General features: G+C 59.8%; 22 protein-coding genes. 21 read left to right on the forward strand and 1 reads right to left on the reverse strand.

Annotated features, from left to right (window positions below; translation table 11 throughout):
• Positions 1-137: 137 nt before the first annotated feature.
• The 21 genes from trmJ to ACA054_RS05215 all read left to right on the forward strand — a co-directional run bounded on the left by trmJ (position 138) and on the right by ACA054_RS05215 (position 19,147).
• Positions 138-908, forward strand: a complete 771-nt coding sequence (trmJ, locus tag ACA054_RS05115) for a tRNA (cytosine(32)/uridine(32)-2'-O)-methyltransferase TrmJ (RefSeq protein ID WP_497638094.1) — start codon at positions 138-140, stop codon at positions 906-908.
• Between the two features lie 2 nt (positions 909-910).
• Positions 911-1,687: a serine O-acetyltransferase gene (cysE, locus tag ACA054_RS05120; RefSeq protein ID WP_046820397.1), complete on the forward strand. Its 777-nt coding sequence runs from the start codon at positions 911-913 to the stop codon at positions 1,685-1,687.
• Positions 1,688-1,935: 248 nt separating this feature from the next.
• Complete coding sequence (iscR, locus tag ACA054_RS05125; protein ID WP_007903581.1) at positions 1,936-2,427, forward strand: Fe-S cluster assembly transcriptional regulator IscR; 492 nt, start codon at positions 1,936-1,938, stop codon at positions 2,425-2,427.
• 50 nt (positions 2,428-2,477) lie between these two features.
• Positions 2,478-3,692 (forward strand): IscS subfamily cysteine desulfurase, encoded by a 1,215-nt coding sequence (locus ACA054_RS05130; protein ID WP_497688464.1) that lies wholly within the window; start codon positions 2,478-2,480, stop codon positions 3,690-3,692.
• Positions 3,693-3,793: 101 nt separating this feature from the next.
• Positions 3,794-4,180, forward strand: a complete 387-nt coding sequence (gene iscU / locus ACA054_RS05135) for a Fe-S cluster assembly scaffold IscU (RefSeq protein ID WP_046820395.1) — start codon at positions 3,794-3,796, stop codon at positions 4,178-4,180.
• A gap of 34 nt (positions 4,181-4,214) precedes the next feature.
• Positions 4,215-4,538, forward strand: a complete 324-nt coding sequence (gene iscA, locus ACA054_RS05140) for an iron-sulfur cluster assembly protein IscA (RefSeq protein WP_003227904.1) — start codon at positions 4,215-4,217, stop codon at positions 4,536-4,538.
• An 8-nt stretch (positions 4,539-4,546) separates the two neighbouring features.
• Complete coding sequence (gene hscB / locus ACA054_RS05145; RefSeq protein ID WP_497688465.1) at positions 4,547-5,068, forward strand: co-chaperone HscB; 522 nt, start codon at positions 4,547-4,549, stop codon at positions 5,066-5,068.
• Between the two features lie 51 nt (positions 5,069-5,119).
• Positions 5,120-6,982: a Fe-S protein assembly chaperone HscA gene (gene hscA, locus ACA054_RS05150; RefSeq protein ID WP_497688466.1), complete on the forward strand. Its 1,863-nt coding sequence runs from the start codon at positions 5,120-5,122 to the stop codon at positions 6,980-6,982.
• Between the two features lie 2 nt (positions 6,983-6,984).
• Positions 6,985-7,326, forward strand: a complete 342-nt coding sequence (gene fdx / locus ACA054_RS05155; protein ID WP_497688467.1) for an ISC system 2Fe-2S type ferredoxin — start codon at positions 6,985-6,987, stop codon at positions 7,324-7,326.
• Positions 7,327-7,340: 14 nt separating this feature from the next.
• Positions 7,341-7,541 carry a Fe-S cluster assembly protein IscX gene (gene iscX / locus ACA054_RS05160; protein ID WP_497688468.1) on the forward strand — a complete coding sequence of 67 codons (201 nt, stop codon included), beginning with the start codon at positions 7,341-7,343 and terminating at the stop codon, positions 7,539-7,541.
• 92 nt (positions 7,542-7,633) lie between these two features.
• On the forward strand, positions 7,634-8,059 hold the full coding sequence (gene ndk, locus ACA054_RS05165; RefSeq protein WP_007916882.1) for a nucleoside-diphosphate kinase: 426 nt from the start codon (positions 7,634-7,636) through the stop codon (positions 8,057-8,059).
• 28 nt (positions 8,060-8,087) lie between these two features.
• On the forward strand, positions 8,088-9,230 hold the full coding sequence (rlmN, locus tag ACA054_RS05170) for a dual-specificity RNA methyltransferase RlmN (protein ID WP_497688469.1): 1,143 nt from the start codon (positions 8,088-8,090) through the stop codon (positions 9,228-9,230).
• 16 nt (positions 9,231-9,246) lie between these two features.
• A complete protein-coding gene (gene pilW / locus ACA054_RS05175) occupies positions 9,247-10,005 on the forward strand; it encodes a type IV pilus biogenesis/stability protein PilW (protein WP_497688470.1) in 759 nt (252 codons plus the stop codon).
• Positions 10,005-11,018, forward strand: a complete 1,014-nt coding sequence (locus ACA054_RS05180; RefSeq protein ID WP_497688471.1) for a RodZ domain-containing protein — start codon at positions 10,005-10,007, stop codon at positions 11,016-11,018. The genes pilW and ACA054_RS05180 overlap by 1 nt, the downstream gene beginning before the upstream one ends.
• 3 nt (positions 11,019-11,021) lie before the next feature.
• Positions 11,022-12,131, forward strand: a complete 1,110-nt coding sequence (gene ispG / locus ACA054_RS05185) for a flavodoxin-dependent (E)-4-hydroxy-3-methylbut-2-enyl-diphosphate synthase (RefSeq protein ID WP_007944259.1) — start codon at positions 11,022-11,024, stop codon at positions 12,129-12,131.
• A gap of 37 nt (positions 12,132-12,168) precedes the next feature.
• Positions 12,169-13,458 (forward strand): histidine--tRNA ligase, encoded by a 1,290-nt coding sequence (gene hisS / locus ACA054_RS05190; RefSeq protein ID WP_497688472.1) that lies wholly within the window; start codon positions 12,169-12,171, stop codon positions 13,456-13,458.
• A gap of 41 nt (positions 13,459-13,499) precedes the next feature.
• Entirely contained in the window at positions 13,500-14,141 is a 642-nt protein-coding gene (locus tag ACA054_RS05195) for a tetratricopeptide repeat protein (RefSeq protein ID WP_497688473.1), read from the forward strand.
• Positions 14,134-15,285 carry an outer membrane protein assembly factor BamB gene (gene bamB, locus ACA054_RS05200; RefSeq protein WP_032831492.1) on the forward strand — a complete coding sequence of 384 codons (1,152 nt, stop codon included), beginning with the start codon at positions 14,134-14,136 and terminating at the stop codon, positions 15,283-15,285. The genes ACA054_RS05195 and bamB overlap by 8 nt, the downstream gene beginning before the upstream one ends.
• Positions 15,286-15,524: 239 nt before the next feature.
• The gene (gene der / locus ACA054_RS05205; RefSeq protein WP_160390245.1) at positions 15,525-16,994 is read left to right on the forward strand and encodes a ribosome biogenesis GTPase Der; all 1,470 of its coding nucleotides are present in this window, start codon (positions 15,525-15,527) and stop codon (positions 16,992-16,994) included.
• 225 nt (positions 16,995-17,219) lie between these two features.
• On the forward strand, positions 17,220-18,368 hold the full coding sequence (locus ACA054_RS05210) for a pyridoxal phosphate-dependent aminotransferase (RefSeq protein ID WP_497688474.1): 1,149 nt from the start codon (positions 17,220-17,222) through the stop codon (positions 18,366-18,368).
• Complete coding sequence (locus ACA054_RS05215; protein ID WP_497688475.1) at positions 18,356-19,147, forward strand: amidohydrolase; 792 nt, start codon at positions 18,356-18,358, stop codon at positions 19,145-19,147. The genes ACA054_RS05210 and ACA054_RS05215 overlap by 13 nt, the downstream gene beginning before the upstream one ends.
• 179 nt (positions 19,148-19,326) lie before the next feature.
• Here the strand turns inward: ACA054_RS05215 and leuA are convergent, their stop codons facing one another.
• Positions 19,327-21,006 carry a 2-isopropylmalate synthase gene (gene leuA / locus ACA054_RS05220; protein WP_497688476.1) on the reverse strand — a complete coding sequence of 560 codons (1,680 nt, stop codon included), beginning with the start codon at positions 21,004-21,006 and terminating at the stop codon, positions 19,327-19,329.
• Positions 21,007-21,130: the final 124 nt, after the last annotated feature.

The raw sequence follows: 21,130 nt of genomic DNA on the forward strand, positions 1-21,130 counted from the left end.
CACCTAAGGTTGTTAAAGAAAGCCGGGCATTCTATCAGAAAGTTTCTACAGGAGAAGGACGACGTTCGCTTTCATGGCTTAACGGTAATGAGCGCTGTAAGATTCTGCTCCCGATAATGTGTTCGAGAGCGCCTCCCTTGCTGCAAAACATTCGTGTCGTCCTGGTCAATACCAGCCATCCGGGCAATATCGGCGGGGCTGCGCGTGCCATGAAGAACATGGGCCTGTCGCGGCTGGTGCTGGTTGAGCCGCGCCTGTTCCCGCACCACGAGGCCGATGCCCGTGCTTCCGGTGCCGGTGACATCCTTGAAAAGGCGCAAGTCGTCGCCACCTTGGAAGATGCCCTGGTCGGTTGCAATCTGGTGCTGGGCACCAGTGCTCGTGACCGGCGCATCCCCTGGCCACTGCTCGATCCGCGCGAATGCGGGACCAAAGTGGTCGAGGAAGCCGGGCAGGGCGCCGAAATTGCACTGGTGTTCGGTCGTGAAGATTCCGGCCTGACCAATGAAGAGCTGCAGCGATGTCATTATCACGTGCACATCCCATCAGACCCTGAGTTCAGTTCGCTGAACCTTGGGGCGGCGGTGCAGGTGTTGAGTTATGAAGTGCGCATGTCCTGGCTGGCCGCCCAAGGTCAGCCGAGCAAGGTCGAGAAGGAAGAAGTGGCATCGGTCAAAAGCGCTGAGCTGGCGACCATGGATGAGCTGGAGCGATTCTATGAGCACCTGGAACAAACCCTGGTGGCCATCGAGTTTCTCGATCCGGAAAAACCACGGCACTTGATGGCGCGCCTGCGCCGGTTGTACGGACGCAGCTCGGTCAGCCGGGCGGAAATGAATATTTTGCGTGGCATCCTCACGGAAACCCAGAAAGCGGCCCGTGGTGAGCTTCTTAAGCGGAAGGATTAATGATGTTTGAGCGTTTGCGTGAAGATATCCAGAGCGTATTCCATCGAGACCCGGCGGCGCGTAACGCTTTTGAAGTCCTGACCTGCTACCCCGGCATGCATGCCATCTGGATTCACCGTTTGTCGGCAATGCTGTGGCGCGCGGACCTGAAATGGCTGGCGCGGCTGGTGTCGAACTTCGGTCGCTGGTTGACCGGGATCGAGATTCATCCGGGGGCTAAAGTCGGTCGTCGTTTCTTCATTGACCATGGCATGGGCATCGTCATTGGTGAAACGGCTGAAATCGGCGATGACGTGACCATTTATCAGGGCGTGACCCTGGGTGGTACCAGTTGGAACAAAGGCAAGCGTCACCCGACCCTGGGTGATGGTGTGGTGGTCGGGGCGGGTGCGAAGGTGCTCGGTCCGTTCACTGTTGGTGCCGGCGCCAAAGTGGGCTCCAATGCCGTTGTGACCAAGGAAGTGCCGCCGGGCGCCACAGTGGTGGGTATTCCGGGGCGGATCATCGTCAAGCCGGACCAAGAGCTGGACGCCAAGCGCAAGGCCATGGCCGAGAAGATTGGCTTCGATGCCTATGGTGTGACTGAAGACATGCCGGACCCGGTGGCGCGCGCCATTAACCAGTTGCTCGACCATCTGCAGGCGGTTGATGGGCGTCTGGAGGGGATGTGCGGGGCGTTGAAGGATCTGGGCAGTAATTACTGTGCCAAGGATTTGCCTGAGCTGCGCGAAGAAGACTTCGCCTGTGTGAAGGATAAGGATCAGAGTCAGGCCAGTTAAACCGCGTCGCGCCGTTCGCGAGCAGGCTCGCTCCCACATTGGTTCTCCGTTGATTGTGAGATTGGTGTGGGAGCGAGCCTGCTCGCGAAGAACGATAACGCGCAATTGCTGGCTGTAACCGCCCAGCCTTTGCTATGATGCGGCCGCTCTTTTGCGGGTAAACCTGACTAAAGTACTAGGTCTTATAGTTGACTTAAATACTCGGGAATTGCATACTCGCCCCATTCCGAACTCCGTGGTAATTGTCCATGCGACTGACTACAAAAGGCCGATACGCCGTGACCGCCATGCTCGACCTGGCGTTGCACGCGCAGCACGGGCCCGTGTCCCTGGCCGATATCTCCGAGCGCCAAGGCATCTCCCTGTCCTACCTCGAGCAGCTGTTTGCCAAATTGCGCCGCAGCAATCTGGTGTCCAGCGTCCGCGGTCCAGGCGGCGGCTACCAGCTGTCTCGCGACATGCAAGGTATCCAGGTCGCCCAGGTGATCGATGCGGTGAACGAATCGGTCGATGCAACCAAATGCCAGGGCCAGGGTGATTGCCATCAAGGCGACACCTGCCTGACCCACCACTTGTGGTGCGATCTGAGCCTGCAGATTCACGAATTTCTGAGCGGTATCAGCTTGGCTGACCTTGTGACTCGCCGTGAGGTGCAAGAAGTAGCCCAGCGTCAGGATCAACGCCGTTGCAACAGCAAGGCGCCACGCCTGGACAAGATTGAAGCGTCCGCCGTCGAATGACAGCCAGAGAGCCAGCGGCACGCCAGCCAGCCTGATTTAGGAGATAGTCCATGAAATTGCCGATTTACCTTGATTACTCTGCGACTACCCCGGTTGATCCGCGTGTCGCGCAAAAGATGAGTGAATGCCTGCTGGTCGACGGAAACTTCGGTAACCCGGCGTCCCGTTCCCACGTGTTTGGCTGGAAAGCCGAAGAATCCGTCGAAAACGCCCGTCGTCAGGTGGCCGACCTGGTCAACGCCGACCCGCGTGAAATCGTCTGGACCTCCGGTGCCACCGAATCGGACAACCTGGCAATCAAGGGTGCGGCACATTTCTATGCCACCAAAGGCAAACACCTGATCACCACCAAGATTGAGCACAAGGCTGTCCTCGACACCATGCGCCAACTGGAGCGTGAAGGTTTCGAAGTGACCTACATCGAGCCTCGCACCGACGGTCTGGTCACTCCTGAGATGATCGAAGCCGAACTGCGCGACGACACCATCCTGGTGTCGGTGATGCACGTGAACAACGAAATTGGCACCGTCAACGACATCGCAGCGATCGGCGAACTGCTCCGTTCCAAGGGCATCCTGTTCCACGTCGACGCGGCTCAGTCCACCGGCAAGGTCGAGATCGACCTGCAGAAGCTGAAAGTCGACATGATGTCGTTCTCCGCCCACAAGACCTACGGTCCTAAAGGCATCGGCGCCCTGTACGTAAGCCGCAAGCCGCGCGTGCGTATCGAAGCGACCATGCACGGCGGCGGTCACGAGCGTGGCATGCGTTCGGGCACCCTGGCGACCCACCAGATCGTCGGCATGGGCGAAGCTTTTCGTGTAGCCAAGGAAGACATGGCTGCCGAGAACGTGCGCATCAAGGCCTTGAGCGACCGTTTCTACCAGCAGGTCGAGCATCTGGAAGAGCTGTACGTCAACGGCAGCCTGACCGCCCGCGTCCCGCACAACCTGAACCTGAGCTTCAACTACGTTGAAGGCGAATCGCTGATCATGGCGCTCAAGGACCTGGCGGTTTCGTCCGGTTCGGCCTGCACCTCGGCGTCCCTTGAGCCTTCGTACGTGCTGCGCGCCCTGGGCCGCAACGACGAACTGGCGCACAGCTCGATCCGCTTCACCTTCGGCCGCTTCACCACCGAAGAAGAAATCGATTACGCCGCGCAGAAAGTCTGCGAGGCCGTTACCAAGCTGCGCGCTCTGTCGCCGCTGTGGGACATGTACAAAGACGGCGTCGATATCTCGAAGATCGAGTGGGCGGCACACTAAATAAAGAAGCCGCCGGATACGGTTCCTGTAGCGACGCGGCGACTGACGCAGCGCAGCTACAGGGTCTCAAGAGCGGCCCTGATGAGTGAGGATTGAGAATCATGGCTTACAGCGAAAAGGTCATCGACCACTACGAAAACCCGCGTAACGTCGGCAAGATGAATGCCGAAGACCCGGACGTCGGCACCGGCATGGTCGGCGCCCCAGCGTGCGGCGACGTCATGCGCCTGCAGATCAAGGTTAACGAAGCCGGCATCATCGAAGATGCCAAGTTCAAGACCTACGGCTGCGGTTCGGCTATCGCTTCCAGCTCCCTCGCCACCGAGTGGATGAAGGGCAAGACCCTGGACGAAGCGGAAACCATCAAGAACACTCAGCTGGCTGAAGAGCTGGCCCTGCCGCCAGTCAAAATTCACTGCTCCGTGCTCGCTGAAGACGCCATCAAGGCGGCCGTTCGCGATTACAAGCAGAAGAAAGGCTTGATCTGACTTTCAGTTTTTGGCGACGAGTAAGGAGTCACCGATGGCTATCAGCATGACAGAAGCGGCTGCTCGACACGTGCGGCGCTCCCTCGACGGGCGCGGCAAAGGTGAAGGGATTCGTCTGGGTGTTCGCACTACAGGCTGTTCCGGCCTTGCCTACGTGCTGGAGTTTGTCGATGAGGTGGTTGCAGAGGACCAGGTGTTCGAGAGTCACGGCGAGAAAGTGATCATCGACCCGAAGAGCCTGGCCTACCTGGACGGCACCGAGCTCGATTTCGTCAAGGAAGGGTTGAACGAAGGCTTCAAGTTCAACAACCCCAACGTACGCGGTGAATGTGGCTGCGGCGAAAGCTTCAACATCTGAGGCTTGTCGTGGGTACTCCTTGTCATTTCGCTTTATTCGAGCTGCAACCGAGCTTCAATCTGGATCTCGACCAGCTGGCTACGCGCTATCGTGAGTTGGCGCGCAGTGTTCATCCGGACCGCTTTGCCGACGCTTCCGAGCGGGAGCAGCGGCTGGCGCTAGAGCAATCCGCGAGCCTCAACGAGGCCTACCAGACGCTCAAGAACCCACCCAAGCGCGCGCGTTACCTGCTCGCCTTGAATGGTGGCGAGCTGCCGCTGGAGGTCACGGTGCATGATCCGGAGTTTCTTCTGCAACAGATGGAGTTGCGCGAAGAGCTCGAAGACCTGCAGGACAGCGCCGACCTGGATGGCGTTGCCGTCTTCAAGCGCCGCCTCAAGGCTGCCCAGGATGAACTGAACCAAAGCTTCGCAGCTTGCTGGAACGATGCCGCGCACCGCGAACAGGCCGAACGCCTGATGCGGCGCATGCAGTTCCTCGACAAGCTCACCTACGAAGTGCGCCAGTTAGAAGAGCGCCTCGACGATTAACCCAGTGCCGCTCCGGTCGCACGCCTGATATACAGATAAGTCCTGATAACGATGGCCCTACTGCAGATCGCCGAACCCGGCCAAAGTCCTCAACCGCACCAGCGTCGTCTGGCTGTGGGGATCGACTTGGGCACTACCAATTCGCTGGTCGCTGCGTTGCGCAGTGGTCTTTCCGAACCTCTGGCCGACGCGCAAGGGCAGGTTATCCTTCCGTCTGCCGTGCGCTATCACGCCGATCGCGTCGAGGTTGGCGAATCCGCCAAGCTGGCTGCCGCCACCGACCCCCTGAACACCGTGCTGTCGGTCAAGCGCTTGATGGGTCGTGGTCTGTCCGACGTCAAGCAGCTGGGTGATCAGTTGCCCTACCGCTTCGTCGGTGGCGAGTCGCACATGCCGTTCATCGACACGATCCAGGGCCCGAAAAGTCCGGTCGAAGTGTCCGCCGATATCCTCAAGGTCCTGCGTCAGCGCGCTGAAGCGACCCTGGGTGGCGAGCTGGTAGGCGCGGTGATCACCGTTCCGGCCTATTTCGACGACGCTCAGCGCCAAGCCACCAAGGACGCGGCCAAGCTGGCCGGCCTGAACGTACTGCGTTTGCTCAACGAGCCAACGGCAGCGGCGGTGGCTTATGGTCTGGATCAGCACGCCGAAGGCCTGGTCGCGATTTATGACCTGGGCGGCGGCACCTTCGATATTTCGATTCTGCGCCTGACTGGCGGTGTGTTCGAAGTCTTGGCTACCGGCGGCGACAGCGCCCTGGGCGGCGATGACTTCGACCACGCGATCGCTGGCTGGATCATCGAGAGCGCCGGCCTGTCTGCCGATCTCGATCCGGGTGCGCAGCGTCAACTGCTGCAAACGGCCTGCGCTGCCAAAGAAGCGTTGACCAATGCCTCGTCGGTCGAAGTGGCTCACGGCGACTGGAAAGCCGAGCTGACCCGCGAAGCCTTTGATGCGTTGATCGAGCCGATGGTCGCCCGCAGCCTGAAAGCCTGCCGCCGTGCGGTACGTGATTCCGGTGTTGAACTGGAAGACGTGCATGCAGTGGTCATGGTTGGCGGTTCGACCCGCGTGCCTCGTGTTCGCGAAGCCGTCGCTGAGGCTTTTGGTCGTCAGCCTCTGACTGAAATCGACCCGGATCAAGTGGTGGCCATCGGTGCTGCGATCCAGGCCGATACCCTGGCCGGCAACAAGCGCGATGGCGATGAACTGCTGTTGCTGGACGTGATTCCGTTGTCCCTGGGCCTGGAAACCATGGGCGGCTTGATGGAGAAGGTGATTCCACGCAACACCACCATCCCCGTCGCTCGCGCCCAGGACTTCACCACTTACAAAGACGGCCAGTCGGCCATGGCGATCCACGTGTTGCAGGGCGAGCGCGAGCTGATCAGCGACTGCCGCTCCCTGGCGCGCTTCGAATTACGCGGTATCCCGGCGATGGTGGCCGGTGCAGCGAAGATTCGCGTGACCTTCCAGGTCGATGCCGATGGCTTGCTCAGTGTTTCCGCTCGCGAACTGGGTTCGGGCGTGGAAGCCAGCATCCAGGTCAAGCCATCCTACGGCCTGACCGACGGTGAAATCGCCAAGATGCTCAAGGATTCGTTCCAGCACGCCAATGACGACAAGGTTGCCCGTGTTCTGCGCGAGCAGCAGGTCGATGCCCAGCGCCTGATCGAAGCGGTGCAGGGCGCCCTGGAAGCCGACGGCGACCGCCTGCTCGATGCCGAAGAACGCATGGTCATTGAATTGCAGATGCAGGAACTGACCGAACTGATGAAAGGTTCCGATGGTTTTGCCATCGAGCAGCAGACCAAGCGTCTGTCGCAAGTAACCGACGCTTTTGCCGCCCGTCGCATGGACTTGACCGTGAAAGCCGCGCTGTCGGGGCGCAACCTGAATGAGATTGAGGAATAACGATGCCGCAGGTCATTTTTCTGCCACATGAGAAGTTTTGCCCGGAAGGCATGGTTGTTGAGGCTGAGACCGGTAAGTCCATCCTCGAACTGGCTCACGAACACCATATCGAGATGGAAAGTGCCTGCGGCGGCGTCTGCGCCTGCACCACTTGTCACTGCCTGATTCGCGAGGGTTTTGACTCCCTGGAAGAGGCTGACGAGTTGGAAGAGGACTATCTTGATCGGGCCTGGGGGCTGGAGCCTGTGTCCCGCCTGGGCTGCCAGGCCAAGGTCGGCACCGAAGACCTGACCGTCGAAATTCCGAAGTACTCGCTCAACCACGCAGCCGAAGCGCCGCACTGATTCAAGGAATTGTCATGAGTCTCAAGTGGACTGATGTGCTGGAAATCGCGATCCAGCTGGCTGAAAGCAAGCCCGATGTTGACCCGCGCTATGTGAACTTTGTCGATCTGCATCAATGGGTGCTGGGATTGCCAGAGTTCAGTGATGATCCGGCGCGCGGTGGCGAGAAGGTTCTTGAAGCCATTCAGGCGGCCTGGATCGACGAAGCGGACTGAGTTCGCCACGTACGCAGTTAGGCAATACCCAAGAACCCGCGTATAATTCGCGGGTTTAATTTTTCACAAATTACCGTTTCTGGAGTTACACCATGGCTGTTCAACGTACTTTCTCCATCATCAAGCCTGACGCTGTTGCAAAAAACGTTATCGGCGAGATCACCACTCGTTTCGAAAAAGCTGGCCTGCGCGTTGTAGCTTCGAAACTGAAGCAACTGTCCAAAGCTGAAGCTGAAGGCTTCTACGCTGAGCACAGCGCTCGTGGTTTCTTCGGCGACCTGGTTGCTTTCATGATCTCCGGTCCGGTTGTCGTTCAGGTTCTGGAAGGCGAAAACGCTATCGCTCTGAACCGTGAGCTGATGGGCGCTACCAACCCTAAAGAAGCTGCTGCCGGCACCATCCGTGCTGACTTCGCTGATTCCATCGATGCCAACGCTGTACACGGTTCGGACTCCGAAGCCGCTGCTGCTCGCGAAATCTCGTACTTCTTCGCAGCTACTGAAGTAACCACTCGCTAAGCATTGGCTTAGGAGTGAAGGTGAATCCATGACTACATCGACTGTTAAAACCAACCTGCTGGGTCTGACTCAGCTGGAAATGGAAAAATTCTTCGACTCAATCGGGGAGAAGCGTTTCCGTGCCGGTCAGGTAATGAAATGGATTCACCACCTTGGCGTCGATGATTTCGACGCCATGACGAACGTCAGCAAAGCCTTGCGCGACAAGCTCAAGGCCATTGCTGAAGTTCGCGGTCCGGAAGTGGTCAGCGAGGACATCTCCAGCGACGGCACCCGCAAGTGGGTGGTGCGCGTGGCGTCCGGCAGCTGCGTCGAGACCGTGTACATTCCCCAGGGCAAACGCGGCACTTTGTGCGTTTCGTCCCAGGCAGGCTGTGCCCTGGATTGCAGTTTCTGCTCCACCGGCAAGCAAGGTTTCAATAGCAACCTCACCGCCGCCGAAGTCATCGGCCAGGTGTGGATTGCCAATAAATCGTTCGGCAGCATCCCGGCGACCGCCGACCGTGCCATCACCAACGTGGTGATGATGGGCATGGGTGAGCCGCTGCTGAACTTCGACAACGTCGTGGCCGCCATGCATCTGATGATGGATGACCTGGGCTACGGCATTTCCAAGCGCCGCGTAACCCTGTCCACTTCGGGTGTGGTGCCGATGATCGATGAGCTGTCCAAGCACATCGACGTCTCCCTGGCGTTGTCCCTGCACGCACCGAACGACGCATTGCGTAACCAATTGGTGCCGATCAACAAGAAGTATCCGCTTAAGATGCTCCTCGAGTCGTGCCAGCGCTACATGTCGTCCCTGGGCGAAAAGCGCGTGCTGACCATCGAGTACACCTTGCTCAAGGACATCAACGACAAGGTCGAGCACGCGGTTGAAATGATCGAGTTGCTCAAGAACGTTCCGTGCAAGATCAACCTGATTCCGTTCAACCCGTTCCCGCATTCCGGGTACGAGCGGCCGAGCAACAACGCCATTCGTCGGTTCCAGGATCAGCTTCATCATGCCGGTTTCAACGTCACTGTCCGCACCACCCGTGGTGAAGACATCGACGCGGCCTGTGGTCAATTGGTAGGGCAGGTGCTGGATCGCACCCGTCGCAGCGAACGTTATATCGCCGTGCGTGAACTGAACGCCGACAACGATATGGCTTCGAACGCTGCGAAGTAACCAAGAGAGGAACTCCATGTCCCTGCGCTTTGCGCTGCTTTTGCTATTGGCCAGCCTGTGTGCTGGCTGTGTGCTTTCGGGCGACTACAACCCGATGAAGACCAGCAAAGGCCGTGACGAGGCGCGCGAGGCCTACGTGCAATTGGGCATCGGTTATTTGCAACAGGGCATGACCGAGCGCGCAAAAGTGCCGTTGAAGAAGGCGCTGGAGCTGGACGCCGCAGACCCGGACGCCAATGCGGCGCTGGGGTTGGTATTCCAGGCCGAAATGGAGCCGGAGCTGGCTGATCAGCATTTTCGCAAGGCGCTGTCTTCCCGTCCCGCCGATGCGCGAATCCTCAACAACTACGGCAGCTTTCTCTTCGAGCAGAAACGTTACAAGGAAGCCTACGAGCGCTTTGAACAGGCCGCCGCCGATACCCTGTATCCTGAGCGTTCGCGAGTGTTCGAGAACCTCGGCATGACGGCCTCGATGCTTGGCCAGCGTGAGTTGGCCCAGCAGCAACTGGAAAAAGCCCTGCGTTTGAATCGACAACAGCCTCGGGCATTGCTGGAAATGGCTGAGTTGTCTTACGAAGACAGGCATTATGTGCCCGCGCGTGACTATTACGACCGTTTTAGCCTGCTTGCCGAGCAAAATGCACGTAGTCTGTTGCTCGGCATTCGGCTGGCAAAAGTGTTTGATGATCGCGACAAGGCCGCCAGTGCGGGCCTGCAATTAAAACGACTCTATCCCGGTACACCGGAATATCAGCAATACCTGTCGGAGCAATGATGAAAGCGGCGCATCCCGAAGTTGTAGCAGCGAATCGCGTTAACCCCGGTGAGACCTTGCGCCAGGCCCGCGAAAGCAATGGCTGGTCGCTGGCCGAAGTGGCCCTCAAGCTCAACCTTACCGTCAATTCCCTGAGCAATCTGGAAGCCGGTGATTTCGACAAGCTGCCGGGGCATACCTTTGCCCGCGGCTATATTCGCACCTACGCCAAATTGCTCGGCATGGACCAGGCCGTTCTGGTCCAGCAGTTTGACCAATCCACCGGTACCGATTCCAAGGGCAGCAGCGTTCACAGCCTGGGCCGTATCGAAGAGCCCGTGCGCGTGTCCCACACCATCTTGCGCATTGTCAGCCTGTTGTTGCTGGTGGCCGTGGTCGGTGGCGGTTTTGTCTGGTGGCAGGACCAGACCTCGCAGCGCACCAAGGACCTGATCAGCCTGAGCCCGGAACACGTTGAAGTCGAAGGCGCCGACGGCACCACCCAGATTCATCCGCTGGACGAGCCGGAAGACCAGGCTGTCGCAGAGGGTGAGGCGGAAAACGCAACGGCCCTGGCATTGCCGCAGGCCGACACCGCGACCCAGTCACCGACTGAAACGCCAGCGCCGGCACCTGTTACGCCGTCCGCCGCCGCTCCGCTCGTCGCCACACCTGCGACGCCAGCCCCGGCTGCTCCTGCCGTTGCGGTGCCGACGGTAACTGCACCGGTTGCTCCAAGTGTGCCAGCGCCAACCGCTGCCGCTCCAGCGCCAGCAGCACCTGCGGTGGCTGGCCAGGGCCAGGTTCAATTGCAGTTCACTGCCGATTGCTGGACTCAAGTGTCCGACGGCACCGGCAAGGTGCTGTTGAGCGGTCTAAAGCGTAAAGGCGATAGCGTTTCCCTCAATGGCAAGCCGCCGTTTTCCGTGCGCCTGGGCTATGCCCGCGGCGCGCAGGTCAGCTACAACGGTCAGGCGGTCAATGTCGCTCCGTTCACCAGTGGCGAGACTGCTCGCCTGAAGTTGGGTCAATAAGTCATGCACGGCGAATCTCCAATCAAACGTCGCGAATCGCGCAAGATCTGGGTCGGTAACGTACCTGTTGGCGGCGATGCGCCCATCGCTGTGCAAAGCATGACCAACAGCGACACCAACGACGTCGCTGCAACCGTTGCCCAGATCAATCGCCTGGAAGCCGCAGGTGTCGATATCGTGCGGATCTCCGTGCCGGACATGGACGCCGCCGAGGCCTTCGGCAAGATCAAGCAACTGGTCAAGGTGCCATTGGTCGCCGACATTCACTTCGACTACCGGATCGCCTTGCGCGTGGCCGAACTGGGCGTTGACTGCCTGCGGATCAACCCGGGCAACATCGGTCGCGAAGACCGCGTGCGCGCGGTGGTCGATGCCGCCCGCGACCGCGGTATTCCGATCCGTATCGGGGTGAACGCCGGCTCCCTGGAAAAAGACCTGCAGAAAAAATACGGCGAGCCGACGCCCGCCGCGCTGGTCGAATCCGCATTGCGCCACGTCGAACACCTTGAGCGCCTGAACTTCCAGGACTTCAAGGTCAGCGTGAAGGCCTCCGACGTGTTCATGGCCGTAGAAGCCTACCGCTTGCTGGCCAAGGAAATCGTCCAGCCGCTGCACCTGGGGATTACCGAAGCTGGTGGTTTGCGTTCAGGCACAGTGAAATCTGCCGTGGGCCTCGGTATGCTGCTCGCCGAAGGGATTGGCGATACCATTCGCATCTCGTTGGCGGCTGACCCGGTCGAGGAAGTGAAAGTCGGCTACGACATTCTCAAGTCCCTGCATCTGCGTTCCCGTGGCATCAACTTCATCGCCTGCCCGAGTTGCTCGCGGCAGAACTTCGATGTGGTGAAGACCATGAACGAGCTGGAAGGGCGTCTCGAAGACCTGCTGGTGCCGCTGGACGTCGCGGTCATCGGTTGCGTGGTCAACGGACCGGGCGAAGCCAAGGAAGCCCATATCGGCTTGACCGGCGGCACGCCAAACCTGATTTACATCGACGGCAAGCCGTCGCAGAAACTGACGAATGACAATCTGGTGGATGAGCTTGAACGCTTGATCCGCCAGAAAGCGGCCGAAAAGGTCGAAGCTGACGCAGCGGTTATCGCGCGCGGCTGAGCCGACTGAAGAGCCGAACGGAATTTAAGGATTTAATGTGAGCAAGTCTCTGCAAGCCATACGTGGCATGAACGACATCCTGCCCGAACAGACCCCCCTGTGGCGTCATTTCGAAGGCACCGTTTCGCGGTTGCTGGATAACTACGGTTACAAGCAGATCCGCATGCCGATCGTCGAGTTCACCGAGCTGTTCAAGCGCTCCATCGGTGAAGTGACCGACATCGTCGAAAAAGAGATGTACACCTTCGACGACCGTAACGGCGATTCCCTGACCCTGCGCCCTGAGGGGACCGCAGCCTGCGTGCGTGCCGTGCTCGAACACGGCATCACCGGTGGCGGCCAGGTGCAGAAACTCTGGTACATCGGTCCGATGTTCCGCCACGAGCGTCCGCAAAAAGGCCGTTATCGCCAGTTCCACCAGATCGGTGTCGAAGTGTTCAACCTCGACGGTCCGGACATCGACGCCGAGCTGATCGTGCTGACCTGGCGCCTGTGGGGCGAGCTGGGCATCCGCGATGCGGTCAAGCTCGAACTCAACAGCCTGGGCACCAGCGAGTCCCGTGGCCGCTATCGTGAAGCGTTGGTCGAGTTCCTGTCCGGTCACTTGGACAAGCTGGACGAAGACAGCCAGCGCCGCCTGAAGACCAACCCGCTGCGGGTCCTGGACACCAAGAATGCCGACACGCAGGCGATTCTGGTCGATGCGCCGAAAATGGCTGACTACCTCGACGAAGAATCCCGTGTGCATTTCGAGGGCCTCAAGGCTCGTCTGGACGCTGCCGGCATTCCCTACGTGATCAACCCGAAGCTGGTTCGCGGGCTGGACTACTACAGCAAGACCGTTTTCGAATGGGTCACCGACAAACTGGGTGCCCAGGGCACCGTGTGTGCCGGTGGTCGCTACGACGGGCTGGTCGAGCAGATGGGCGGCAAGCCGACTGCGGGCGTCGGTTTCGCCATGGGCATCGAGCGCCTGGTGCTGCTGCTGGAAACCCTGGAACAGATCCCTGAAGAGATCTCCCGTCAGGTCGACGTCTACCTCTGCGCCTTCGGTGAAGCCGCCGAGCTGGCTGGCCTGACCCTGGCCGAGCGCGTGCGCGACCAGTTGCCCAACCTGCGCCTGCAAGTCAATGCCGGTGCTGGCAGCTTCAAGAGCCAGTTCAAGAAAGCCGACAAGAGCGGTGCGCTGTACGCACTGATCCTCGGTGACGACGAGATGGCCCAGCAAGTGGTAGGTTTCAAACCCCTGCGTGGCCAGGGCGAACAACAAAGCATTGCCTGGGATGCGCTTGCTGCACACCTGGCCACCTGCGTCGTGCAGGGTTGAAGCTGTCATAACAGCCGAATTAGCGATTAAGGAGTATTGGGGTGTCGAGTACCGAAGACGAACAGCTGGCGGATTTTAAGGAATGGTGGTCACGCAACGGCAAGCCCCTGGTCACTGGCGGCCTGTTGGCGCTGGTCATCGTGTTCGGTTGGCAGGCGTTCCAGAAGTATCAGAGCAACCAGTCGCAAGGCGCCTCGGTGCTCTATCAGCAATTGCTCGAAACCACGCTGACGCCTGACGGCAAGCCTGATGCGGCGCGTGTTTCCGACCTTGCTGGCAAGCTCAACAGCGAGTTTGCCGGTAGTGCTTACGCACAATACGGCAGCCTGTTCGTGGCGAAAGTTGCGGTCGACAGCGGCAAGCTCGATGACGCAGCCAGCGAGCTGAAAGCCATCGTCGCCAAACCGGCCAACCCGGCACTGGGCGAAATCGCCCGTCAGCGCCTGGCGCAGGTACTGGCCGCGCAGAACAAGACCGATGAAGCCCTGAAGCTGCTTGAAGGCGATGCCGACAAGGCTTTCCTGGCCACTCGCGAAGAACTCAAGGGCGACCTGCTGGTGCAGCTGGGTCGTACCGACGAAGCGCACGCGGCGTATCAAAAAGCCAAGGCGGCGCTGTCGGATGAAGCGGCGGTCGGTGGCCTGCAAATCAAGCTGGACGACCTGGCCAAAGGGGATGCGTGACGTGATCCGTTGGAAGCATGCAGCATTGCTGGCCCTGGCCATTTTGGCCGCGGGTTGCAGCAGCAACAGCAAGAAAGAATTGCCACCGGCCGAGTTGACCGACTTCAAGGAAGAAGTGGTCCTGCAAAAGCAGTGGAGTCGTTCGATCGGTGACGGTCAGGGCGAAACCTACAACATGCTGGTTCCGGCGATCGATGGCGATACCATTTATGCCGCCGATGTCACCGGTGTGGTGATGGCGCTGGATCGCAGCAACGGCGACGTCAAGTGGAAGAAAGATCTCGAACTGCCTGTTTCCGGCGCCGTTGGCGTGGGTTACGGTCTGCTGACGATCGGTACGATCAAGGGTGAAATCGTTGCCCTGGACGCCATCAACGGCGAAGAGAAATGGCGCGCTCGCGTGTCCAGTGAAGTCCTCGCACCGCCGGCCAACAATGGCGATGTGGTCGTGGTTCAGACCCAGGACGACCGTTTGATCGGTCTGGATGCCGCCACCGGCAACCAGCGCTGGTTGTACGACAGCACCCCGGCGGTGCTGACCCTGCGCGGTACCAGCGCACCGATCGTCACCAACCGCCTCGCGGTGGCTGGCTTTTCGACCGGTAAAGTGGTCGCTCTCGACATCTCCAACGGCGTGCCGGTGTGGGAGCAGCGTGTAGCGATCCCGCAAGGCCGTTCGGAACTGGAACGTGTTGTCGATATCGACGGCGGCTTGCTGTTGTCCGGTGAGACGATTTATGTCGCCAGCTACCAGGGTCGCGTTGCGGCACTGGACCTGCAAAGCGGCCGTCAGCTCTGGCAGCGTGATGCTTCCAGCTACGCCGGTGTCGCCCAGGGTTTCGGCAGCGTCTACGTAAGTCTGTCTTCGGGCACGGTTGAAGGCGTCGACGAGCGTTCCACCACAGCCTTGTGGAGCAACGATTCGCTGGCTCGCCGCCAACTGTCGGCTCCGGAAGTGTTTTCCAGCTACGTTGCAGTCGGTGACCTGGAAGGTTACCTGCACCTGTTGAGTCAGGTGGACGGTCGATTCGTCGGCCGTGAGCGCATCGACAGCGACGGCCTGCGTGCGCGTCCGCTGGTGGTGGGTGACACGATTTATGTATATGGCAACAGCGGCAAACTGGAAGCCCTGACCATTAAGTAAAGGTTTGACTATGCTTGGGTAAAACCCCAAGCGGCTTCACTTGTAGGTATGAATGTGGGAGCGAGCCTGCTCGCGATGGACGTTAACGATAACGTTGGCGACCTGAATAAACGCGGTGCCTTTGCGTTTATCGCGAGCAGGCTCGCTCCCACAGAAAAGCACACAGTGATTGCCCCGAGCACCAGCCGCTGCCTCGCAGCGGCTTTTGTATTTTCTGAAATAACGAAGTGGAGAGCCGCATGGTTCCCGTAATCGCCCTGGTGGGCCGACCGAACGTCGGCAAGTCCACCTTGTTCAACCGCCTGACCAGGACTCGCGACGCCATCGTCGGCGACTTGTCCGGTCTGACCCGTGATCGCCAATACGGTGAGGCCAAGTGGCAAGGGCGTTCCTACATTCTGGTCGACACCGGCGGTATCTCCGGTGACGAGCACGGTATGGACGAAAAAATGGCCGAGCAGTCGCTGCTGGCCATTGAAGAAGCGGATGTTGTTCTGTTCCTGGTAGATGCCAAGGCCGGTTTCACCGCCGCCGACCAGATGATCGCCGAGCATTTGCGCAAACGTAACAAGCGTTCCTACGTGGTTGCCAACAAGGTCGATAACATCGACCCTGAAATGGCCCGCGCCGAATTCGCTCCGTTGGGCATGGGCCACGCGATCCCGATCGCCGGTGCGCATGGCCGTGGCATCACCCAGATGCTGGAAATCGCCCTGAGCGAGTTCCCGAAAGACGAAGAAGAGCCGGAAGAAGGCGAGGAAGAAGACGTCGCCGAAGGCGAGGAAGCCAAGCGCATTCCTGGCCCGAGCGAAAAAGACGGGATCAAGATCGCGATCATCGGTCGCCCGAACGTCGGCAAGTCGACCCTGGTCAACCGCATGCTCGGTGAAGACCGGGTCATCGTCTACGACCAACCCGGCACCACCCGCGACAGCATCTACATCCCGTTCGAGCGTAACGACGAGAAGTACACGCTGATCGACACCGCCGGTGTGCGCAAGCGCGGCAAGATCCACGAAGAAGTCGAAAAATTCTCCGTGGTCAAAACCCTGCAAGCGATCAAAGACGCCAACGTGGTGATCTTCGTGATGGACGCCCGCGAAGGCGTGGTGGATCACGACCTCAACCTGCTGGGCTTCGCCATTGAGTCGGGTCGTGCGCTGGTCATCGCGATCAACAAGTGGGACGGCATGACGCCGAGCGAGCGTGACTTCGTGAAGGTCGAGCTGCAACGTCGACTGTTCTTCGTTGACTACGCCGACATCCACTTCATCTCGGCACTGCACGGCACTGGCGTGGGCAACCTCTACGCCTCGGTACAGAACTCGTTCAAGTCCGCGGTCACCCGCTGGCCGACCAACCGCCTGACCCAGATCCTGGAAGACGCGGTCGGCGAGCACGCGCCACCGATGGTCAACAACCGCCGGATCAAGCTGCGTTACGCCCACTTGGGTGGTGCGAACCCGCCGATCATCGTGATCCACGGTAACCAGATCGAGAAGGTGCCGAAGTCTTACGTGCGTTATCTGGAAAACACTTACCGCCGTGTCTTGAAGCTGGTCGGTACGCCGATCCGCATCGAGTTCAAGGGCGGCGAGAACCCGTATGAAGGCAACAAGAACTCGCTGACAGACCGCCAGGTCAACAAGAAGCGTCGCTTGATGTCGCACCACAAGAAGGCTGACAAGAAGCGCCGCGACAAGCGCTGATCTAAGGTTTGCCCCACCCATGTGGGAGCGAGCCTGCTCGCGAATGCAATCTGTCAGTCAACGCTTATCGCGACTGACACACCGCCTTCGCGAGCAGGCTCGCTCCCACAGGGTAGGTCGAGAAAAAGGGCGCTTTTGGCGCCCTTTTTTTATGGGCGCCGTTTGGGCTATCCTCGGGCTCTCCCGCGCCGCCGTTAGAGCCGGGTGTAGAGCAGGGAATCCTCGATGATCACCAGTAAGCTGCCGAATGTCGGCATCACCATCTTCACGCAGATGTCTCAGCTCGCGGCGCAAACCGGGGCGATTAATCTGTCCCAGGGGTTTCCCGATTTCGCTGCCCCGAAGGCCCTGTGCGATGCGGTCGGTCGGCATATTGCCAGTGGCCACAACCAGTATTCGCCGATGACCGGCCTGCCAGCGCTGCGTCAGCAGATTTCGGCGAAGATCGGTCGCAGCTACGGCGTCAACGTGGATGCCGACCATGAAGTAACAGTCACTCCCGGAGCCACTCAAGCGATCTTCTGTGCGATTCAGGCGGTTATCCACAGCGGCGACGAAGTGATTGTGTTCGATCCGTGCTATGACAGTTACGAGCCCTCGGTGGAGCTGGCCGGCGGCCGTTGCGTGCATGTGCAGCTCGGGCTGAATGATTTCTCCCTCGACTTCCAGAAACTGGCTGAGGCGATTACGCCGCGCACGCGCATGATTGTGCTGAACGCACCGCACAACCCGAGTGGCGCGCTGATCAGCCGTGCCGAGCTGGATCAGTTGGCGGATCTGATTCGTGATCGCGATATTTATCTGGTCAGCGACGAAGTCTACGAGCACCTGGTGTTCGACGGTGTGGCTCACGTCAGCGTGCTCAACCATGAAGAGTTGTATCAGCGTGCCTTCGTGGTCAGCTCGTTCGGCAAGACCTATCACGTCACGGGCTGGAAAACCGGCTACGTGGTCGCGCCACCGGCCCTCACGGCGGAGTTGCGCAAGGTGCACCAGTACGTGAGTTTCTGCGGCGTGACCCCGCTGCAATATGCCTTGGCCGACTTCATGGCCGAACACCCGGAACACGTGGAAGAGCTGCCAGCGTTCTATCAGGCCAAGCGCGACCTGTTCTGCGATCTGCTGGCGCCGTCGCGATTCAGTTTCACCCGGGTAACAGGCACTTATTTTCAATTAGTCGATTACTCGCAGATCCGTCCTGACTTCAACGATGTCGAGATGGCGCTGTGGATGACCCGTGAACATGGCGTTGCGAGCATCCCGATCTCGGTGTTCTACCAGACGCCGCCGGTCGGCCAGCGCCTGGTGCGCCTGTGCTTTGCCAAACGTGAGGAGACCCTGCGTGAAGCAGCGGAAAAACTATGCGTGATCTGAGTGCGCTGCCGAACCTGACCGTTGCACTGATCCAGACCACCCTGGCCTGGCACGACCGCCAGGCCAACCTGGAGCATTTCGAATCGTTGCTGGAGCAGGCTCGCGGCGCGGACCTGATCATTCTGCCGGAGATGTTCACCACCGGTTTCTCGATGGAATCCGAGACCCTCGCCGAAGCGGAAAACGGTCCTACCAGCAAATGGCTGCGGGCTCAGGCTTTGAGGCTCGATGCGGTGATCACCGGTAGCGTGATTGTGCAGGCCGCTGATGGCAGCCATCGCAACCGCCTGTTGTGGGCACGGCCGGACGGCGAAGTGTGGCACTACGACAAGCGCCACTTGTTCCGCATGGCCGGCGAGCACAATCACTACACCCCCGGCGAACGCCAGGTGCAGTTTGAGCTCAAGGGGTGGCGGGTGCGGCCACTGATTTGTTATGACTTGCGTTTCCCGGTGTGGAGTCGTGATGCGCAGGACACCGACCTGCTGCTGTACACCGCCAACTGGCCGGGTGCTCGGCGTCAGCACTGGAACCGCTTGCTGCCAGCACGGGCGATCGAGAACCTGTGTTATGTGGCGGCGGTGAACCGCGTCGGCACCGACGGGAAGGGCTTCGCGTATACCGGCGACAGTCAGGTGCTGGATTTCCAGGGCGAGACGTTGCTCGGCGCAGGTGAGGCGGACGGGGTGTTCAAGGTGGTGCTGGATGCGGCGGAGCTGGCGGCTTATCGCACAAGGTTTCCAGCGAATCTGGATGCCGACACTTTCGAATTTACCTGAGATTTTCTTCGCCTGAGCTGGCCTCTTCGCGAGCAGGCTCGCTCCCACAGGGGATGTGCATTCCAATGTGGGAGCGAGCCTGCTCGCGAAGGGGCCGGGACAGGCAAAACAAAAACTACAGGCAAACAAAAAGGCCCCGAGATTCGCATCTCGGGGCCTTTTGCATTACAGCGGAGGGCTTACGCCGCTTTCGCTTCCGGCTGGCTCAGCGAGCGGTTCAGTGCGCTGAACAGGGCCTTGAAGCTGGCGGTGGTGATGTTTTCATCGATACCCACGCCGTGCACCGCACGTTCACCATTCACGCGCAGCTCGATGTAGGCCGCCGCCTTGGCATTGGTGCCCGCGCCGATGGCGTGTTCGTTGTAGTCCATGATTTCCACCGGGATCGGCAGACCGGCCACCAGTGCTTCCAGGGCGCCGTTGCCCTTGCCGCGCCAGTGCAGGTTGGTTTCGCCCTGGCCTTTGCTGGCCACTTCCACTTCGACGGCGCTGTGGCCGTTTTCTTCCTGCAGGCGATGGCTGACCAGCGCGTACGGGGTGTTGGCCTGCAAGTACTCGCTGTGCAGCAGCGCGTGGATTTGTTGGGCAGTCATTTCCAGGCCCAGGCGATCGGTTTCACGCTGCACGACCTGGCTGAACTCGATCTGCATGCGACGCGGCAGGCTGATGCCGTATTCCTGCTCCAGCAGATAGGCGATACCGCCCTTGCCCGACTGGCTGTTGACGCGGATGACCGCCTCGTAGCTGCGGCCGATGTCGGCCGGGTCGATCGGCAAGTAAGGCACTTCCCACAGGGCATCGGATTTCTGCTGGGCGAAGCCCTTGCGGATTGCATCCTGGTGCGAGCCGGAGAACGCGGTGTGCACCAGGTCGCCGACGTACGGGTGACGTGGGTGCACCTGGATCTGGTTGCACTCTTCGACGACTTTGCGCACGCCGTCGATGTCGGAGAAGTCCAGCTCAGGGTTCAGGCCCTGGGTGTACATGTTCAGGGCTACGGTCACCAGGTCGACGTTACCGGTGCGCTCGCCGTTGCCGAACAGGCAGCCTTCGACACGGTCGGCGCCGGCCATCAGGCCCAGCTCGGTGGCGGCCACGCCAGTGCCACGGTCGTTGTGGGTGTGCAGGCTGATGATCACGCTGTCACGACGGTTGATGTGACGGCCGAACCATTCGATCTGGTCGGCATAAATGTTCGGGGTTGCGCATTCGACGGTGGCCGGCAGGTTGAGAATCATCTTGTGCTCGGGCGTCGGGTTCCAGACTTCGATCACCGCATCACAGACTTCCTTGGCGAAATCCATTTCGGTCGCGCTGAAGGTCTCTGGCGAGTATTGGAAGGTCCACTGGGTTTCCGGCTGCTGGGCGGCGTATTTGACGAACAGCTTGGCCGCGCTCACGGCGATTTCCTTGATTCCGTCCTTGTCCTGGTTGAAGACAATGCGGCGGAAGGAAGGGGAGGTCGCGTTGTACAGGTGAACGATGGCTTTCTTCGCCCCTCGCAGGGATTCGAAAGTGCGCTCGATGAGGTCTTCACGGCCCTGGGTCAGCACCTGGATGGTGGTGTCGTCCGGGATGTGGCCACCTTCGATCAAGGTGCGCACGAAGTCGAAGTCGGTTTGCGAAGCGGCCGGGAACGAGGCTTCGATTTCTTTCACGCCGACAGACACCAGGGTTTTCCAGAAGCGCAGCTTCTTGACGGCGTCCATCGGTTCGATCAGCGACTGATTGCCATCACGCAGATCGGAGCTGCACCAGATCGGCGCGGCGGTGATGGTCTTCGACGGCCAGGTGCGGTCCGGGATATCGATGGTCGGGAACGCGCGGTATTTCGAAGACGGGTCTTTGAGCATGCTCATCGGGAAATCCTTATTGTGTGGGCCGAAAAAAGGCGGCCTGCCGGTGGATCAATGTTCTTGGAGTAACGCTAGGGATGAGGCGCCGCGGTTCAGCCCGGCAGTCGTGCGCTAACAAGGCACAAGC

Source organism: Pseudomonas sp. LBUM1653, from assembly GCF_059716115.1.

Excerpts from the sequence above, each read along its gene's own strand:
- ACA054_RS05130 (WP_497688464.1), top strand. The coding sequence starts at position 2,478 with ATGAAATTGCCGATTTACCTTGATTACTCTGCGACTACCCCGGTTGAT.
- fdx (WP_497688467.1), top strand. The coding sequence starts at position 6,985 with ATGCCGCAGGTCATTTTTCTGCCACATGAGAAGTTTTGCCCGGAAGGC.
- ACA054_RS05210 (WP_497688474.1), top strand. The coding sequence starts at position 17,220 with ATGATCACCAGTAAGCTGCCGAATGTCGGCATCACCATCTTCACGCAG.
- iscR (WP_007903581.1), top strand. The coding sequence starts at position 1,936 with ATGCGACTGACTACAAAAGGCCGATACGCCGTGACCGCCATGCTCGAC.
- rlmN (WP_497688469.1), top strand. The coding sequence starts at position 8,088 with ATGACTACATCGACTGTTAAAACCAACCTGCTGGGTCTGACTCAGCTG.
- pilW (WP_497688470.1), top strand. The coding sequence starts at position 9,247 with ATGTCCCTGCGCTTTGCGCTGCTTTTGCTATTGGCCAGCCTGTGTGCT.
- iscA (WP_003227904.1), top strand. The coding sequence starts at position 4,215 with ATGGCTATCAGCATGACAGAAGCGGCTGCTCGACACGTGCGGCGCTCC.
- ispG (WP_007944259.1), top strand. The coding sequence starts at position 11,022 with ATGCACGGCGAATCTCCAATCAAACGTCGCGAATCGCGCAAGATCTGG.
- leuA (WP_497688476.1), bottom strand. The coding sequence starts at position 21,006 with ATGAGCATGCTCAAAGACCCGTCTTCGAAATACCGCGCGTTCCCGACC.
- der (WP_160390245.1), top strand. The coding sequence starts at position 15,525 with ATGGTTCCCGTAATCGCCCTGGTGGGCCGACCGAACGTCGGCAAGTCC.
- ndk (WP_007916882.1), top strand. The coding sequence starts at position 7,634 with ATGGCTGTTCAACGTACTTTCTCCATCATCAAGCCTGACGCTGTTGCA.
- hscA (WP_497688466.1), top strand. The coding sequence starts at position 5,120 with ATGGCCCTACTGCAGATCGCCGAACCCGGCCAAAGTCCTCAACCGCAC.
- bamB (WP_032831492.1), top strand. The coding sequence starts at position 14,134 with ATGCGTGACGTGATCCGTTGGAAGCATGCAGCATTGCTGGCCCTGGCC.
- ACA054_RS05180 (WP_497688471.1), top strand. The coding sequence starts at position 10,005 with ATGAAAGCGGCGCATCCCGAAGTTGTAGCAGCGAATCGCGTTAACCCC.
- ACA054_RS05215 (WP_497688475.1), top strand. The coding sequence starts at position 18,356 with ATGCGTGATCTGAGTGCGCTGCCGAACCTGACCGTTGCACTGATCCAG.
- iscU (WP_046820395.1), top strand. The coding sequence starts at position 3,794 with ATGGCTTACAGCGAAAAGGTCATCGACCACTACGAAAACCCGCGTAAC.
- cysE (WP_046820397.1), top strand. The coding sequence starts at position 911 with ATGTTTGAGCGTTTGCGTGAAGATATCCAGAGCGTATTCCATCGAGAC.
- iscX (WP_497688468.1), top strand. The coding sequence starts at position 7,341 with ATGAGTCTCAAGTGGACTGATGTGCTGGAAATCGCGATCCAGCTGGCT.